13 protein-coding genes are annotated in these 17750 nt (G+C 62.2%); all 13 read right to left on the bottom strand.

Features of this window, described 5'->3' with window-relative positions; all coding sequences use genetic code 11:
- Positions 1-2: 2 nt before the first annotated feature.
- The 13 genes from HBO24_RS14445 to tssA all read right to left on the bottom strand — a co-directional run bounded on the left by HBO24_RS14445 (position 3) and on the right by tssA (position 17641).
- Complete coding sequence (locus tag HBO24_RS14445; RefSeq protein ID WP_170059924.1) at positions 3-4376, bottom strand: RHS repeat-associated core domain-containing protein; 4374 nt, start codon at positions 4374-4376, stop codon at positions 3-5.
- 12 nt (positions 4377-4388) lie between these two features.
- On the bottom strand, positions 4389-4823 hold the full coding sequence (locus tag HBO24_RS14440) for a DcrB-related protein (RefSeq protein ID WP_057440533.1): 435 nt from the start codon (positions 4821-4823) through the stop codon (positions 4389-4391).
- A gap of 15 nt (positions 4824-4838) precedes the next feature.
- Entirely contained in the window at positions 4839-6779 is a 1941-nt protein-coding gene (locus HBO24_RS14435) for a type VI secretion system Vgr family protein (protein WP_170059923.1), read from the bottom strand.
- A gap of 156 nt (positions 6780-6935) precedes the next feature.
- Positions 6936-9599: a type VI secretion system ATPase TssH gene (tssH, locus tag HBO24_RS14430; protein WP_170059922.1), complete on the bottom strand. Its 2664-nt coding sequence runs from the start codon at positions 9597-9599 to the stop codon at positions 6936-6938.
- Positions 9592-10635: a type VI secretion system baseplate subunit TssG gene (gene tssG / locus HBO24_RS14425; protein ID WP_057961026.1), complete on the bottom strand. Its 1044-nt coding sequence runs from the start codon at positions 10633-10635 to the stop codon at positions 9592-9594. Before tssG ends, tssH begins: the two co-directional genes overlap by 8 nt.
- Positions 10599-12455 carry a type VI secretion system baseplate subunit TssF gene (tssF, locus tag HBO24_RS14420; protein ID WP_057961025.1) on the bottom strand — a complete coding sequence of 619 codons (1857 nt, stop codon included), beginning with the start codon at positions 12453-12455 and terminating at the stop codon, positions 10599-10601. Before tssF ends, tssG begins: the two co-directional genes overlap by 37 nt.
- Positions 12452-12967 carry a type VI secretion system baseplate subunit TssE gene (gene tssE, locus HBO24_RS14415; protein ID WP_169960053.1) on the bottom strand — a complete coding sequence of 172 codons (516 nt, stop codon included), beginning with the start codon at positions 12965-12967 and terminating at the stop codon, positions 12452-12454. Before tssE ends, tssF begins: the two co-directional genes overlap by 4 nt.
- Complete coding sequence (locus HBO24_RS14410) at positions 12961-13395, bottom strand: hypothetical protein (protein WP_115129292.1); 435 nt, start codon at positions 13393-13395, stop codon at positions 12961-12963. The genes tssE and HBO24_RS14410 overlap by 7 nt, the downstream gene beginning before the upstream one ends.
- Positions 13395-13844: a type VI secretion system amidase effector protein Tae4 gene (locus tag HBO24_RS14405; protein WP_076963463.1), complete on the bottom strand. Its 450-nt coding sequence runs from the start codon at positions 13842-13844 to the stop codon at positions 13395-13397. The genes HBO24_RS14410 and HBO24_RS14405 overlap by 1 nt, the downstream gene beginning before the upstream one ends.
- An 81-nt stretch (positions 13845-13925) precedes the next feature.
- Positions 13926-14414, bottom strand: coding sequence for a type VI secretion system tube protein Hcp (locus HBO24_RS14400; RefSeq protein WP_029289879.1), 489 nt, complete (start codon positions 14412-14414; stop codon positions 13926-13928).
- A 147-nt stretch (positions 14415-14561) separates the two neighbouring features.
- Positions 14562-16058, bottom strand: coding sequence for a type VI secretion system contractile sheath large subunit (gene tssC, locus HBO24_RS14395; protein ID WP_057440528.1), 1497 nt, complete (start codon positions 16056-16058; stop codon positions 14562-14564).
- 2 nt (positions 16059-16060) lie between these two features.
- Positions 16061-16567, bottom strand: a complete 507-nt coding sequence (tssB, locus tag HBO24_RS14390) for a type VI secretion system contractile sheath small subunit (RefSeq protein ID WP_010168268.1) — start codon at positions 16565-16567, stop codon at positions 16061-16063.
- Positions 16568-16621: 54 nt separating this feature from the next.
- The gene (gene tssA, locus HBO24_RS14385; RefSeq protein ID WP_057440622.1) at positions 16622-17641 is read right to left on the bottom strand and encodes a type VI secretion system protein TssA; all 1020 of its coding nucleotides are present in this window, start codon (positions 17639-17641) and stop codon (positions 16622-16624) included.
- Between the last annotated feature and the right edge of the window lie 109 nt (positions 17642-17750).

The following is a 17750-nucleotide window of genomic DNA, read 5'->3' as shown; positions in this document are numbered from 1 at the left end:
CTCTAACCTGTAATATCAATGCGGACCATTGTGCCATCGGCGCGCTTAATGTTGACGTGCGGTAGTTCACCGTGGCCTGTACCTTTCGGATCGTCGTGGCCATAAACACGACCTGTTTCTTTATTAATGGGGTAATCTTTTCTGTATCGTACTTTTCCATCTCTCTTTTTGAATTGGTCCATCTTGTTTTTCTTTCTTATACCTTGGGCGTCTTGCGATCCTATGCCTCTGACTTTTTGGCTGTTTGGAAATGCTTCTTTCAATAACTCGTTCGCTTCTTTTTTAGTTTTCACTTTTACGACGGTTTTTTGAGGGCCGTTACGCAGGGCGTCCACTTTCTTGGCGCAGGCTGCCAGGCCCAAGGGGTCTGACCACATGAATGGGTTGGGTGAGTAGGCATAGGTGTTTAGACCTCCCGCCAACCCAATCGGATCCGGCGTAGTAAACCGCCCCACATCCGGATCATAAAACCTGAACGTATTGAAATGCAGCCCCGTCTCCCGATCCAGGTACTGCCCCTGGAACCTCAGGTTCTGCTCTTCAATAAAGTAAGGCTCCCGCACCTCCTCCACGGTATTGCCCCACACCCGATAAGTCGCCTGCCACAGGGTGTGCCCATCAGCCTCGGTCAGTTGCTCCGGCAAGCCATTGAGGTCGTTGTGGTAATAGCGAATTTTTTGCAGCGCCCCGATGCCATCGACGCGGGCCAGGGGTTGGTAGCCTTCGTCTTCATAGAGGTAAAGGCTGGTCTGGCTGTGCTTTTGCTCCTGTAACAGGCGTAAACCGTCCCACATGAACTGGGTTTCGCCCAGTGGATAGCCATTGCTGTCATGTTCGGTTTTTCCGATGCGTCGGCCCAGCGGGTCGTAGGCCATGCGCACCACGCTGCCGCCTTCATTGCGCACTTCAATCAGCCGGCTTTCGGCGTCGTAGGCAAAGTATTGTACGCCACGGGCGCCGCTGCGTTTTTCGATCATCCGGCCAAAGGCATCGTAGCGGTAGCGTTTGTCCTGATAGGTCAGCAGCTTGTTATGCACCACCAGCCCGGCCCCGGACTGTGGGCCGTCCAACAGGTTGGCGGCCGCGTCGTAGGCGAAGGTTTCGCGCTGGCCGTGCAGGCTGTCCTGGCTGGCGATGACGCGGCCGGTGGCGTCGTAGTGCAGCAGTTGGCGATGCTGCGTAGAGGGTTGCTGGTCGAGCTTGCCGATCAGGTTGTCGGCGGGGTCGTATTCGAAGTGCTTCTGTACCGCCGCCGGCAACAACGCCGGCTGGCTGGTGTGGCGGCGTTGGCGCGCGCGCAGGCGGCCGCTGCGGTCGTACTCGCTGCGGGTGCTGATCTGGCCTTGGGTGCGCAGGACTTCGCGGTGCAGGCGGTCGCGCTCAAAGTCACTGATGAGTTGGCCGTCGAGGTTGATCTGGTGCAGATGGCCGCTGCCGTAGTACAGGCGGTTGAGCCAGCGGCCGTCCGGCAGTTGGCTCTGGATCAGGTTGCCGAGTTCATCGTAGTGGTGCTGCAGTTCGCCGGCCGAGCTGCGTTCGGTGAGCAATTGGCCAACCGCATCATAGGCAAAGCTCAAGGCTTGGGCATTGCCCTGCAGGTCGGTGAAGGACACGTCCGTAAGCTGGTCCAATGGATCGTAGGTGTAGTCGGTACGGCCATCTTCGGTGGTTTTGGCAATCAATCGGCCAACCGCATCGCGTTCCAGTCGATGCACGATGGGGGCGGGCGGCGTCTCGGGGACCACGGCCATGCCTGTGCCGTAAGGTGCCGCCAGGGCGGTCATGGTGGTGACGTTGTCCAGGCGGTCGTAGCTGTAGCGCTTGGCGCTGCCGTCGAGATCTTGCTGCTCCGTCAACCGATCCCCATCATCCCAGACAAACCGATAACGTTCGCCGTTCTCGTTGATCAGCGCCTGCAGCCGACCAAAGCTGTCATACCCGAACTGCACCTGCCGGCCATGGGCGTCGGTGCGTTGGCGCACCTGGCCGCGACGGTTGTGTTGATAGTGTGTGGTGTGGCCGGCCGGGTCGGTGTAAGCCGTCAGTTGGCCGCTGATATCTCGCTGGTACTGCTCGCGACGACCGTCGGGTAATTGGCTGCTGAGCAGGCGGCCTTGGGCGTCATAGTGGAATTGGGTACGTTCGCCGAGGGCGTCGGTGATGACTTGCAAAAAGCCCTGTTCGTTGTAGCTGAACCGTGTCGGGTAACCCGAGCAGTCGATGTGCTCGAGCAGTTGCCCGAGCGGGTTCCAGCGCAGTTTTTTGCTTTTGCCCGTGGCGTCGATGATCTCGACGACTTGGCCATGGGCGTCATAGCGATAACGGGTGACATGGCCCAGCGGGTCAATGGCGACGGTGCAGTTGCCGCGCTGATCATAGCGGTAGCGCCAGCTGTTGCCGGCGGCGTCGGTTTGCACCAACGGCAGGGCCCAGTGCTCGAGCCATAACGTCGAGTCGCTGCGCCCCAGTGGGTCGGTTTCGCCGATGAGGTTGCCGGCCTCGTCGTAGCTGTATTCATAGCGGCCGCCCTGAGGGTCGGTGGCGTTGAGCAATTGACGCTCGTCGTTCCATTCGAACAGCCAGGTCTGGCCGAGGTTGTCACTGTAGCGGGTAATCTGGTGCTGGCTGTTCCAGTGCCGGGTGCTGACACGCTGCAAGCTGTCGGTAATGCGTGTGGTGCCGGCCAGCAGGTCATAGTCGAACCGGTAAGCATCGCCTTCATTGGTCCAGTGCTTGACCACCCGCCATTCCTGGCCATCCATCAGGGCCCACTCGTAGAAGCAGTGCAAGCCGGTGGGCAGTTGGTGTTCCACCATGCGCTGCCCGGTGTCGTAGGCGAAGCGCCGTTGCACCTGGCCGCTGGCATCGCGTACCTCGGCCAGGTTGCCGATGGCGTCGTAACCATAGCTGACGAGCACTTCTCGGCGTTGATCGGGGTACACGCGCTCGATGCGGGTTACGTGGAGCGGGTCGCGGATCAGTTCGACCTGCACCAGGTCGAAGGTGTCGCGCAGCCGCACCAGGCTTCCGGCCTCGTCATAATCAAGGTAGATGCGGTTGTCGTTGCGGTCACCCAGTTGGCTCAGGCGCAGCCGCGACGGGTTTGCCGGGGTGGCTTCGAACAGGCGATACACACCATCGTCGCTTTCAATCAGTAACGGCCCATCGCAGTGGCGCCGTACAGCAAGCCCTTCACCGGCACTGAACACCGCGCCGCCCAAGGGGATGGTGCCCATGTCGATGGGCCGGCCCTGTTCATCGGTGTAGACAAGCGTATCGCCGCCTTCGGGGTGGGGCTGGATTTCAACGCACATCTCATACGGCACGCTCCAGCCAGCGCCGAACAGGCTGCCTTGGCGTTCGTCGCGGCTGTTGTAGACGCGTTGCCAGTCAATCGGCAACAGGCCGGGCAGAACGAAATCCAGCTCGTCATCGCCGCCGAGCACCTTGGCCCCGGTGGCCGCATGTACCGGGTTCGACGAGCCCATGGCCGCGTTGGCCGCAGCACCCATGGCACTGCTGACGGCCATCGACACCGCCCCGCCAACCAGCATGCACGGCAATTTGCTGAAGAACTTGCCCTTGCCCCCCTTGAGCATCAGCAGCACCGTCACGGCCAGCCCGACCCCCGGGGTCTTGCCGCTGCGAATCTCGCGCACCACCACCGAACCGCCGCCGATGGTGACGTCGGAGGAGATCAGCCCGGAGGACACCACTTTCGCATCGCAGGTGCTGCGGTCACCACTGCGTACCGCGGGCTGACCATTGATGGTCACCTTGGCCGAGCCTTCGGCCATGAACTGTGGCGGCATCGGTGGGTGCTTCATGCAAAGCACCAGGTCTTCGGGCTTGGTCTCTGTGCCTGGCGCAGGTGAAGCCACGGTGGGGCGCCACATCTGTGAGAAGAACTCGCCTGCCATGTCCAGGTAACTGGCTTCGGCTTCAGGCGCTTCTTCCGGCGCCTGCATTTCCAGCTCGGTACCGGCCGGTGCCACATGGGACACAACCGCCCCGGCGGCACGGGCCGAGGGGATGTTATTGGTAAACGTGTCGAAGGAACCGGTGAGGATATTGGCCTGCACCGTCGGTGGGAACAGCGCGTTGCCGATGCCCTCGCATAAATTGCTCAGGCCCTTGTCGGCCCCGCTCTTGCTCATCGCAAGCCCCACGACCACGCCCACGACCGCGCCGAGGAGGAAGCACCCCAGCCCGCCCGTGACAACCGTGATCCCGGTGGCGGCGACTACTGCAGCGGTGGCCAGCGCCGTAATCGCGATGTTCGCCGCCACCTCCAGCACGCCGCCGAGAATGTCGGCCATCATCGACGTGTGGTCCATGGCATCGCCCATTCGGGCGGCCCATAACGCGTCAGACATGCAGGATGCCCATCACGCAGGCACGTCGAACGACAACGAGTTTTTGATGATCGCCCAATGCGCCGCCTCAGCATCACCAAGCTTGTCGGCCTTTACATAACTCAAGGCAAGCATCTTGCGCGTCCCCGGCAACACCAGGGCCAACTGGTACTGGAACACCTTGTCGTTGCCCCTGTTGAACTGGCTGCGCAGCTCGATCCCTTCGACCTCCTGGGCGGCGCCCAGGCGTACCGGCACGCTGGGTAGGCAGCGCAGGTCCTGCACCTGTTTTTCCAGGCGCTTGAGCTGGTCGTCGAAGTTGCTGTGCAAGGTTTCGCCTTCCGCCAGCAAGCTGCGGCTGACGATCAGCGAAGTCCCCAGTTCCGGAAACTTGAGGATATTGATCGTCGCGTCCTGCAGCTCGCCGGCGGGCAGTTGAAATTGGAATTCGTTGATGCGGTACGTCATGGCAAACAGGTCTCGTCAGGAGCTTTTAGGCGCGGGGAATGCGGCTTTGATATTGGCGTCGATGCTGGTTTTTATGCCTTGGCCATCCGGTGTGGCGCCAGGCCCGCCGCCGTTGTTGAGGTGCAGCACGCCGCCGGTGTTGAATTCGGCGTCGCCGCTGGCGTAGAAGCTGATTTGCACGCCAGTGAGGTTGATCTGCCCGCTGGCGTTCAACTCGAGGATGCTTTCCCCGCACACCAGGCGCAGGTTTTCGCCGACCTCGATGACATAGCTCTGGCTGATGCTGTCGGTCTTCTTCTGGCCAACGGAGAGCACGTCTTCCTGCTTGACGATGCGCAGGCGGTTATTGCCAATGGTCACCGTCTCGTTATGCCCAATGCTCTTGTTGCGGTCATGCCCCACCGAGTGGCTTTCATCCACCTCCACCACGATGTCCTGATTGCGCTCGGCATGGATGTACAGCTGCTCCAGGCCCTTCTTGTCCTCCATGCGGATTTCATTGAAGTTCGCCGGGCTGCCGCCCTTGCTGGAGCGGCTTTTCATCCCGCTCTGGGTGGCGTTTTCCGGCAGGTCGTAGGGCACCGTCTGTTCGGCGTTGTACACCCGCCCGGTAATGATCGGCCGGTCCGGGTCGCCCTCAAGGAAGCTCACAATCACTTCCTGGCCGATGCGCGGGATCTGCATCGAACCCCAGTTCTTGCCGGCCCAGGATTGCGAGACGCGAATCCAGCAGGAGCTGTTTTCGTTGGACTGATCGTGGCGGTCCCAATAGAAATGCACCTTTACCCGGCCATACTGGTCGGTCCAGATTTCCTCGCCCTTGGGCCCGACCACCAGTGCGGTCTGCGGGCCTTTGACGATGGGCCGATGGGTGTTGGCCAGCGGACGGAAGCTCTGTTGAGCGTCGATGCAGGTCAGGCTGCTGTCGAACTGCGCCGACGCCGCGCCGCCTCCTGATTCCAGGCGCTCCTGGGTGATGTAGTAGCGCGCGCCGAGGATCAGGTACTCGCGGTTCTGGTCGCGGCGGCTGAAGCCGGTGAGGCTGAACAAATGGCCGGAGCCCAGGCCCCGGGCGTTGCCGCTGAACTCCACTTGTTCGTGCAGGGTTTGCAGGGCTTCGATACGGGTGCGTGCGTAGTGTTCGCCGTCTTCGCTTTTGACGTAAGTGCCGGGGTAGTCGTACAGCGGATAGTCGCCGGCGGTGTGCGGGCGCGGCATGGCCGAGCGCACGTCGATGCTGGCGCTGGGGCGCTGAAAGTCGTAGTCGTTGAGCTCAAGGGAACCGGGCTGGACTTGCTGCACCAGGTGCCAGTTGTGCATATGGTCGCGTTCGCGCTGCTGCTCGTCCTTGGGGTAGTAGGGCACCGAGGTGTAGCCAGGCACCGTGGCGTGGGCGCCATAGGCGTCGGCCAGCACCAGCACATGGCGGTCCTGCTCGTGACGGAAGAAGTAGTAGATGCCTTCCTGTTCCATCAGGCGGCTGACGAAATCGAAGCTGGTCTCGCGGTACTGCACGCAGTATTCCCACTCGCGATACGGCCGGCTCAGGGCATCTTCGAAGTCGGAAAAGCCCAGGTCGCGGAACACCTGCTTGATGATCTGCGGGATGCTCAGGTTCTGGAAAATCCGGCAGTCGGAGGTGCGGCTCAGCAGCCATAACCACGGGCGCAGGGTCACCTGGTAACTGGCGAACTGGCCCTGGTCGATGTTCTGGCTGCAGCGTGCGACGAGCCCATGGAAATACCGCGCGCCGCCATCCGCCAGTTGCAGGCTGACGCTCATCGGCTTGCCCAGCAACTGGTTGAGATCGATATTGGCGTCCAGCGAGTTCAGTTGCAGCTCGTAGCTGAACAGCCGCCCCAACTCTTCGTCACCGCCCATTTCATTGAGCAGCAGCACATCCGGCCCCAGGGGGCTGGTGATCTTGGCCAGGCGTGAGGCTTGGTTGAAAAGCATCGGTTGTCCCGTAAGTGTCTTAATAACTGAAGAAACCGAATCCGATGTGGGAGCGGGCTTGCTCGCGAATGCGGTGTATCAGTTGATACATCCGGCGACTGACTCACCGTATTCGCGAGCAAGCCCGCTCCCACATTTGGATTGCACTTCGTCAGGTTATTCGGTGTCGCTGAAGGTGTAGTGCAATTCGTTATCCCGCGTGCCGATCCGTACCCCGGCCAGTGCCTTGCCTTCGAGCATGCGCGTGAGGAACTCGCGGCTCATGTCCGGCAGCAGGCTGTTGGTGAGGATAGTGTCGATCATCCGCCCGCCGCTTTCGGTTTCGGTGCAGCGCGAGACGATCAGGTCGATCACCGCGTCGTCGTAGTCGAACGCGACTTTGTGGGTGTTCTCTACACGCTTCTTGATGCGGTCCAGTTGCAGGCGGGTGATCGCCTTGAGCATCACGTCGCTGAGCGGGTAATACGGAATCGTCACCAGGCGCCCGAGCAGGGCCGGCGGGAAGATTTCCAGCAGTGGCTGGCGCAGCGCCTTGGCGATGTCCTCCGGGTCGGGCACGTTTGCCGGGTCTTTGCAGACGTGGGAAATCAGCTCGGTGCCGGCGTTGGTGGTCAGCAGGATCAAGGTGTTCTTGAAGTCGATCACCCGGCCTTCGCCGTCCTCCATCACGCCCTTGTCGAAGACCTGGAAGAAAATCTCATGCACGTCCGGGTGAGCTTTTTCCACTTCGTCCAGCAGCACCACGCTGTAGGGTTTGCGCCGCACGGCTTCGGTCAGCACGCCGCCTTCGCCATAGCCGATATAGCCCGGTGGCGCACCTTTGAGGGTCGACACGGTATGGGCTTCCTGGAACTCGCTCATGTTGATGGTGATCACGTTCTGCTCGCCGCCGTACATGGCTTCGGCCAGGGCCAGGGCGGTTTCGGTCTTGCCCACGCCGGAGGTGCCGGCCAGCATGAACACGCCAATCGGCTTGCTCGGGTTGTCGAGGCCGGCGCGGGAGGTCTGGATGCGCTTGGCGATCATCTGCAACGCGTGGTCCTGGCCGATGATGCGTTTCTTCAGGTGCTGGTCGAGGTTGAGCACCGTCTCCAGTTCATTGCGCGCCATACGGCCCACCGGGATGCCGGTCCAGTCGGCAACCACCGAGGCCACGGCCTGGTAATCCACGGTCGGCAGGATCAGCGGGGTTTCGCCTTGCAGGGCGCTGAGGCGCTGTTGCAGGTCCACCAGTTGTGCGCGCAACTCGTCGTTGCCGCTGTCGACAGCACCAGCCTTCTCGCGCAGGGTCGCCCGGGTGGCGAGCAGCTCGTCCACCAGGGTTTTCTCTTCGGCCCAGCGGCTTTCCAGCGTTGCCAGGCGCTCGCGCTCGGCGCTCAGCAAGGCTTCGCTATTGCTCTGGCGTGCACCAATGGCGATGCCGATCGCATGCTCACGGGCGATGATTTGCAGCTCGGTTTCCAGGGCTTCGATACGGCGGCGACTGTCGTCCACCTCGGCCGGCACCGCGTGCAGGCTGATGGCGACGCGGGCGCAGGCGGTGTCCAGCAGGCTCACCGACTTATCCGGCAACTGGCGTGCCGGGATATAGCGGTGGGACAGCTTCACCGAGGCTTCCAGGGCTTCATCGAGGATCTGCACCTGGTGGTGTTTTTCCATGGTCGAGGCCACGCCGCGCATCATCAGCAGCGCCTTGTCTTCCGACGGCTCGGCCACTTGCACTACCTGGAAGCGGCGGGTCAGGGCCGGGTCTTTCTCGATGTGCTTCTTGTACTCGGCCCAGGTGGTGGCCGCCACCGTGCGCAAGGTGCCACGGGCCAGGGCCGGCTTGAGCAGGTTGGCTGCATCACCGGTGCCGGCGGCGCCACCGGCACCGACCAGGGTGTGGGCTTCGTCGATAAACAGGATGATCGGTTTTGGCGAGGCCTGGACGTCTTCGATGACCTGGCGCAGGCGCTGTTCGAATTCGCCTTTCATGCTGGCGCCGGCTTGCAGCAGGCCCACATCCAGGCTGCGCAGTTCTACGTCCTTCAACGCCGGCGGCACGTCGCCGGCGACGATGCGCAGGGCAAAACCTTCGACCACCGCCGTCTTGCCCACCCCCGCCTCACCGGTGAGGATCGGGTTGTTCTGGCGTCGACGCATCAGGATATCCACCAGTTGCCGAATTTCTTCGTCACGCCCCACGATCGGGTCGAGCTTGCCGCTGCGCGCCTGCTCGGTGAGGTCCACGGTGAAACGCTTGAGGGCTTCCTGCTTGCCCATGGCACTCGGCGCCATGGCGCCGCTGGCTTCGCCCGGCACGGCACCGGCGTTGAAACCGTCACTGGCGCTCAGGGCGTTTTCCGGCGAATCACCGACATATTCATCAAAGCGCTCGCTCAGGGCCTCGGCCTTGATCTTGTCGAACTCCCCCGACAAACCCAGCAGCGCATGCCGCAGGCTCGGCGTCTTCAGAATGCCCAGCACCAGGTAGCCGGTACGCACCTGGCTTTCGCCAAACATCAGGCTGCCGTACACCCAGCCGCGCTCTACTGCTTCTTCCACGTGGGACGACAGGTCGGTGATCGAGGTCGAGCCACGGGGCAGGCGGTCCAGGGCTTCGGTGAGGTCGCGGGCCAGGCGCGCCGGCTCGACGTTGAACTGGCGGATGATGCGATGCAGGTCCGAGTCCTGCAGTTGCAGCAACTGGTGAAACCAGTGGGCCAGCTCCACGTAGGGGTTACCGCGCAATTTGCAGAACACCGTGGCGGCTTCGATGGCCTTGTAGGCCACGCTGTTGAGTTTGCCGAACAGTGCGGCGCGACTGATTTCACCCATGCTCTGAATTCCTTGAGGTGGTGGCCTGATCGGCGTAATGCCGGGCCAGGATTAGGTCGTTGGCGTCGTGCCCGGGTTGGCCGAGCCACGTGTTGAAGCCCAGGCGGAACTGGCCGTTGAGTTGCAGTGCCGGGACTTCGGGTTGTTGCAGAACCAGGTTCAAGTCCCAGTCCAGTTCATGGCCCAGGTACTCGGCAACCCAGGCCACAAGTTCGTTGAACGGCTGGCTGCCGGGCAACATGCCCATGTAGTCGTCCAGCATGAGCGGGCCCAGGCGAATGCGAAATTTATGCTGGCGGTCCCACACATGGCTGCCCAGGCAGAAGTCCACGCCCAACTGATTGGCGCTGACGCTGACCCGGCTGCGCTCGGGCAGCTCCAGCCATTGGCCGACGTACTCTTCAATCTCCACCGGCAGGCCGAAATACTCGCCGAGAATCGCCTTCAGGCCGTCCGGGTAGCGGGTTTGTGCCGAGAGGTGGCCGCTGTAATGCAGCTTTGCGGTGTCGGGGATCAGGCCCTGGTCGAGCAGGCTGGGCATGCCCCGGCCACTCAAGGCGGCGAGGCGTGCGGACCAGTAATCATCGTCGGGCCGATCATGGCTGACGGTCGGCCGTGCTTCGGCCCAGGCCCGGTAGAACAGGGTCAGCAGGCGGTGGTGGAACACATCCAGGAAGCGCTTGCTGGTGCTGTCGGCGTTGTTGCGCTGGCGTTCGCGCACGTATTCGGTGATGTGCAGCGGCAGCGGGCCATTGGGGCCGCCGAGGCCAAAAAAGAACTGCTCCAGGCGCGCAGGCGTGCCGTCGGCGCCGGGCGCTACCGACGCCAGGGTGGCCGGGGCGAAGGTGCAATCGGCCTGTTGTCCGAGGCGCAACGGGTCATCGGCCAGGCGCAGGGAATGGCCCAGGCGCGGCAAGTCCGGCGATTCGCACTCGATACGGCGCAGCGCCTGGAAGAAGTCATATTCCCAGGGCTCCTGGTGCATCGCCTCCAGGGTACTCACAGGGTCGGACGACGTCCGGGCTTGGCTTTCCATCGCATGATCTCGCCGCGTTCGGTGGTACGGATCACCGTCTCGGTAAAACTGTTGATCGACACATAACGCGCCAGGAACCGTTCCAGTACCGCACCGAGCAGGAACACGCCGGTGCCGCGAAACGCGTTTTCATCAAATTCCAGGGTGATCTCCAGGCCACGACCAAACACGATCGGGCCGGGCATCGGCAGGCGGCGGGTCACCGCTTTGCTGCTGACCTCGCGCAGGCCTTCGATCTGCAGTTGCAGGGCGGCGTCGTTGCTGTCGCCATACAGGCGCAGCAGTTCACGCAACGCGGCGGCGCCCTGGCCCTCGCTGAGGGACAGGTAGTTGAGCGACAACTGGCTGATCAGCCGCCAGGCCTTGGCATCATGGGCGTGGCTGGCGCGCGGACGGCTGGGTCCGGCGACGCAGCGCACGGCCAGCACCGGGGCGCTGTCGGACAAGGTGAAGTCAGTCTTGCCGTTGCCCACACTCATGAACAGCGGCAGATCGCGGTTGGTGCACAGCGCGGTCACGCCCAGTTGGCGCAGGTCGTGGCGGTAGGGCGCCTGCTGACTGTCGACCAGGCTGACAAAGGTCTCGCTGCCCACATACGTGGAGCGCGGGCCATTGCGCCGCTGGTCGCTGGATAGCACGCGCGGCTCGCGGCGCACGCTGTAATAACTCTGGTCGCGGCCGTAGCGCGACGGATCGCGCACGGCGTAGAACGGCAAAAAGGCTTGTTCCGGCCCGGTGCCATGGCCGGTGATGCCGCTCAGGGAGTGAATCTCGAAGTCCATGGGCCGGGTGCGGTCGGCAATCACATGGTGCTCGTTGACCCGTTCGGACAGGTGAATCCGGTCCACGCGCTTGGGGAACAGGTTGATCGCCGGGGTGCAGAACGGCACGAATTGCGCGGCCCCCACACTGCCTTCCAGGCTCGGGTCGTGGCGGTCGAACAGCACGATCAACTCCAACTCCTGGCCATCGCAGCGTCGTACCGCGCGGCTCAGTTCCGCGAACTCGACGAACAGGTAGCGATGGGGCAGGGCGAAGTATTCCTGCAACAGGCGATAACCCTGGAACGCCCGCGATACCACTGGCATCGCCGCCTCGGCGTCGTCGAACCCGCGCGGACGCAGTGCGTCCTGTGGCAGACGCTCCACCCAGTCACCGCCGGGCTGGCGCGCAAACACCGCGCAAACATTGCCGAGCAACTGCTCGTAGAGGCGGAACGGTTGCTCATCGGCGCCGCTCAGGTACAGCGGCAGGCTGTCCAGGGCCAGGCTGTTGAAGGGCAACTCGGCGCCGGTACGCAAGGTCAGGCGCAAACCGGCCTTGGCCTTGGGTTCGCTGGCGGCTAGGCGCCCGAGCACGGCGGACGGGTTGCCGAAGTAATCGGCCTGGCTGACCTGCAACGGCCACAGCATCACCGGGTGCGCGGTGCGGTACTCACAGCAGGTCTGGGTTTCGCGGCCCAGGGCGGCACGCAATACGGTGTCGCGAGGCAGTGGAAAGCCGCTGGCCAGGGAGCCCTCATCGGGATCGGCCTGCAGCTGCACCACGGTCATCGACGGGGTCGGCGCCAGGTAGTGCGGGTAGGCGATTTCCAGCAGATTGTGGGTGAAGGTCGGGTACTCGGCATCGAGCTTGAGCTGCACCCGGGCGGTGAGATAAGCGAAGCCTTCGAGCAAACGCTCGACGTACGGGTCGGCGCAGTCCATGCCGGACAGGGTCAGCCGGCTGGCGATCTTCGGGTATTCCTTGGCGAACTCCGCAGCGCTCTCGCGCACATGGTGCAGTTCCTGGTTGTACAGCTCCAGCAGGCGCGGGTTCATGGGCGTCTCCGCTGGTCGGCATTGACCACGCGTACATGGCCGGACTCCAGGTCCAGGTCGGTCTGCAGCAGCAGGCGCAAGGGCACCGGCTGCGCCCACAGGTCGCCTTCGATCTCGAAACTCAGGGCGTTGTGATTCATCTCGCCATGGGCCACGCGCGCCTTGACCCGTAGGGTGTGGCGCAGGATGCGCGGCTCGAAGGTGGCAATCGCCTGGTAGATCAGGGCTTCCAGAGCACTGATATCGACACTCGATGCACTGTTGCCCGCCAGCGCCGGCAGGCCGTAATTAATCACCGACGTCCCCGCCGGGGTGTGCAACGTGGCATCGGCGCTGAGCAGCGACGTGGTATTGAGCAGCCACGCCAGGTCCCGCAGCACCGAGGCTTTGAGCTGGGTCAGGGACAGCACGCGCTTGTCCGCGCTTTCCTTGGGATTGCTCGGCTCGTCGTCGGTCAACCGGTCCAACAGGGACGGTTGCAGGCGGTCGCGGGTGGCGATTTCGGTTACCACGTAAAGGGCGCTACATACATTTTTTGGTCACCACCCGAGCCGCAGGCCGCAAAGGTGCTAACTGCCCCTGCCTCAAAAGTCCCCTGAAACTGGCGAACAGCTTGCATCTTGCTCAGGCAGTCATGGCTGGGCGCAGGCATTTTTTCGCTACGCCAGACCGCAAAAATCGGAGTGTTGTTGAACGTCTCTACCCGCAGCTTCTGCTGTGCATCCAGGCTGAAGCTGCAAGGCCATTCCATGTCTAACTGCATGCGAGTCTGGTCGGGCTTGACCAGTGTGCAGCGACCTTGGTCGTCCATCAGGCTCAGGGGCTGGCCGACAAACATCGCTTGTGTGGAAGCGGTTGGCGTAGGTGCGTCTTCTGCCGCGCATGCGCTCAGGCTCACTAGGTTCGCGGCCAGGACTGCAACAATAAAAGGCCTGCGCATTACAAAAGCTCCCAGAACCAGATTTCCTTGGCGCTTGAGGACAGATCACCACTCTTGGTCAGGCCACGGTTCCACAGGTCGATATGGTCGCCAGTGGGCCGGCCAGCCCGATCTGTATTGGTCTGGTAGCAGTCCTTGAAGAAAATGATGCCGGTCTTGCCCCGCAATATGGCGCGGTCGGCCACGCTAGTGGTATAGGTCTTTGGTGGGCTGAGCTGGCGTTTTTTCGACAGCCAGTGCGCCAGCGATTCTGCGCCTCGGGCGTGTCCGTGCACACAGAGCGGGCCGAGGTTATAGGTCGACGAGTTGACCGGTAGCGTGCGTTCGCCGCACAGCGCGATGCTCACGCGAATGGCGCACTGGTTTGCCCAGCCATCGTTGCACGCGGGGTCGGCATAGGTGTAGCGCGGATAGCTGTTCCACAAATTAATAAACGAAGGTTTGGCCATGACTCAGATACCGAAAAGAGGAAGGTCGAAATTCGAGCAAGCACCAAAATCCCCCGGCGTGTGGCGCCGGGGGGCTTCGTATCAACGCTTGGTGTTGGAACGGATATTCCAGCCGAACTTGATCGGGCCGCCGTCCTTGGTGCCGTCGGCTTTCTGCGGCTGGTAGTCGACCATCACCTGGGCAAAGTTCAGGGTGACGTTTTCGGTCAGGCGATCATCGCTGCCCGAACCGCCGGTGCTCAGGGAGGTGATCAGTACTTCTTCGAGGTTGATGATCATGTACTCGACCTGGCTTTCGCCGCCGGCCTTGCGCACGGTCAGCTTGACCTTGTCGATGTGCTTGCCGCTGGCGCAATGCATCATCAGGTTAGGCGAAGCCTTGTCCACGTACTTGGTCAGCGACAGGTCCTGGATATTTACCTTGCCCGCACCGCCGCCACTGCCAACGTGCATGTTGCCGGACTGGGCCATGCCCCAGCTCCAGTTCAGCACGTCGATTTCGTCCTTGTGGGCCTTGTCCATGGACTCGCCCTTGATGTCGCCGATCTTGATGAAAATATCAACAGCCATGTTTTCTCCCTGTGTGGCACGGGCCACTTGATTTGGTGATCGTTCCCACGCTCTGCGTGGTAACGCATCCTGTGACGCTCTGCGTCACCGGGACGCAGAGCATCCCGGGCGGCATTCCCACGCGGAGCGTGGGAACAAGCGAATGACTTACGCGCTTTTTGCCGAAGGCAGTTTCGATACCAGGCGCAGCGACACGGTCAGCCCTTCGAGCTGGTAGTGCGGACGCAGGTAGAACTTGGAGTTGTAGTACCCCGGGTTGCCTTCGACGTCTTCCACGATCACTTCCGCCGCAGCCAATGGGTGCTGGGCCTTGGTGGTTTCGGTGGAGTGCGCCGGATCGCCGTCGACGTAGTTGAGGATCCAGTCCTGCAACCAGCGCTGCATCTCGTCCTTCTCTTTGAAGGAACCGATCTTGTCGCGCACGATGCACTTCAGGTAGTGGGCGAAACGGCAGGTGGCGAACAGGTACGGCAGGCGCGCGGCCAGGTTGGCGTTGGCGGTGGCGTCTGGGTCGTCGTATTCGGCCGGTTTCTGCAACGACTGGGCGCCGATGAACGCGGCGAAGTCGGTGTTTTTCTTGTGCAGCAGTGGCATGAAACCGTTCTTCGCCAACTCTGCTTCACGGCGGTCGCTGATGGCGATTTCGGTCGGGCACTTCATGTCCACACCACCGTCATCGGTGGGGAAGGTGTGGGCCGGCAGGTTTTCCACTTCACCGCCAGATTCCACGCCACGGATGCGCGAGCACCAGCCGTAGTGCTTGAACGAACGGTTGATGTTCACCGCCATCGCGTACGCGGCGTTGGCCCAGGTGTACTTCGAGCTGTCGGCGCCGTCGGTGTTTTCTTCGAAGGCGAAGGCTTCCACCGGGTCAGTCTTGGCGCCATACGGCAGGCGTGCCAGGAAACGCGGCATGGTCAGGCCGATGTAGCGCGAGTCTTCCGATTCGCGCAGCGAGCGCCAGCCGGCGTATTCCGGGGTGGTGAAGATCTTGGTCAGGTCACGCGGGTTCGACAGTTCCTGCCACGAGCCCATGCCCATCACGGTCGGCGATGCAGCTGCGATGAACGGTGAGTGCATCGCGGCGCAGACTTTCGACAGCTCGCCCAACAGTTCCACGTCAGGTGGCGACTGGTCGAAGTAGTAATCGCCCACCAGGCAACCGTAAGGTTCGCCACCGAACTGGCCATATTCTTCTTCGTACATCTTCTTGAAGATCGGGCTCTGGTCCCACGCGGTGCCCTTGAATTTCTTCAGGGTCTTGTGCAGGTCAGTCTTGGAGATATTGAGCACGCGAATCTTCAGCTGCTCGTCGCTCTCGGTGTTGTTGACCAGGTAGTGCAGGCCACGCCAGGCGCTTTCCAGCTGCTGGAAATCCGGGTGATGAATCACCTGGTTGACCTGGGCGGTGAGCTTGGCGTCGATGGCGGCGATGATCGACTCAATCGACTTGATCGCGTCGTTGGAGACCAGGTCGGTTTGCGCCAGGGCCTGCTCGGCCAGGGTGCGCACGGCCGTCTCGACGGCTTCGCGGGCACGCTCGGTCTTGGGCTTGAATTCTTGCAGCAACAGCGAGGCGAACTCACTGGTTTCTTCGGTGGCGCCCAGGTTCTGTGCGCCTTCGCGGGCGGTATTCTCGCTCATGATTACTGGTCCCCAGCAGGTTTTGGCGCGCTCGCAAGGGCCTGCAGCAGTGCCGGGTCCTTGATCGCCTTCATGATGATTTCTTCAGCGCCAGTCTTGCCGTCCATGTAGGTCAGCAGGTTGGCCAGCTGGGTACGCGCTTCGAGCAGCTTGTTCAGCGAGTCGACCTTGCGCGCCACGGCAGCCGGGCTGAAGTCGTCCATGCTTTCAAAGGTGATGTCCAGGCTCAGGTTGCCTTCGCCGGTCAGCTCGTTGGGTACGTGGAAGGCTACGCGCGGCTGCATGGCCTTGAGGCGTGAGTCGAAGTTGTCGACGTCCACTTCAAGGAACTTGCGATCAGCGACCGGCGCCAGAGGCTCGGCGGGCTTGCCGGCGAGGTCGGCCATCACACCCATCACGAAGGGCAGTTGGACCTTTTTCTCGGCGCCGTAAAGCTCGACGTCGTACTCGATCTGCACTCGAGGCGCGCGGTTGCGCGCGATGAATTTCTGAGAACTTTGCTTCGCCACGTTGCTGCTCCTGGTCGCTTGAGCGACGGTGTTGTTACTGCTCAGTCGGGCGGCTTACTCGCCGTCCGGGCCGCGCAGGTTTTCAAATTGGGACATGCCGTCGGGAATCAGATTGCGCACGATGGTCGCGAAATCGGCGTGCACCAGATTTTTCGCCCGGTTCAACAGCACCGGCAACGGGCTGGAAGGCTCGTGCCGGGTGTAGTACGCAAGGATTCGGTCCAGGTCGCGCAGCACCTCATCGCGGCTGGCGATCTCGCCAGTATTGCGGGGAGCGGCAGGGGCGGTGGCGTGTTCGACCGAGGCGTGGCTGTCGTCACTGACAACCTCGGGTTCACGGCTGTCGCCGCTCTGCGCAGCGAACTGGCTGAAGATCTGCAGGGCCTGCTTGAGCAGGTGTTTCAGCGCGCCGAGGTCTACGCCCTGGGCGGAACCGACTTGCTCGCTGACGTGTTTTTCAATGGTTTCACAGGCCGCACGGGCCTCGACGAGGGCTGCGTGGGTGGCTTGCAGCTGCTCTGGGTCACTGTCGAGGAAGGCCCCGGCCAGTTGCTCGGTACCAAGGGTTTCGCCGGGGAAACTTTGCAGGCCGCTGGCGTTCAGGGCGCCACGCAGGCTCACGGGGCCAAAGGCCCGCGAGCGCGTGAGGACACTTTCGCGCAGCAGGCGGATGTTCGTGTCGCAGGTCATTCCCGCGAGGGCGTTGATGCGTACGGTGGGGTCGTTGTGGTCATCGGCATCCAGGCGTGGATGCAGATCGGCCCAGTACTGCTGGAGCAGTTCACTGATCAGGGTCAGGACGCTGGCCAGCCCGCCAACACCTTGCAGGGCGAGGGAGCTTTGCAGCAAAAAATGAGTGATGCGCAGGTCTTTGCTGCGCTGCAGCAAGTCCAGGCACTGTTGCTGGATACTGCGCCAGTCTGGCGGCTCGGCGGGCAAAATGGCGTCGCCCATGCTGCGCTCGGGTTGACCCTGGGCAGCACGTTCCAAGTGCAGGAAATCCGCGTCATATTCCAAGTCTTCGCCACACGGCGAAGTCGCAGAAACAGCGGTGAGCAGCAACGGCACATCCACCAAATTCGATCTCCATATCGGCCCTTTAGTCTTGGGCAATTCATGCGTTAGTTGCGCGGCTAGTTGCGCAATTTATCGGCATGTTTTCCTGGTCAGGTCAGCGCATTGA

Source organism: Pseudomonas sp. WS 5410 (assembly GCF_012985645.1).
In the GTDB taxonomy this organism is placed as follows: Bacteria; Pseudomonadota; Gammaproteobacteria; order Pseudomonadales; family Pseudomonadaceae; genus Aquipseudomonas; species Aquipseudomonas shahriarae.
The sequence above is the reverse complement of the archived record's forward strand: the minus strand, read 5'-3'. Positions and strand labels throughout refer to the sequence as shown.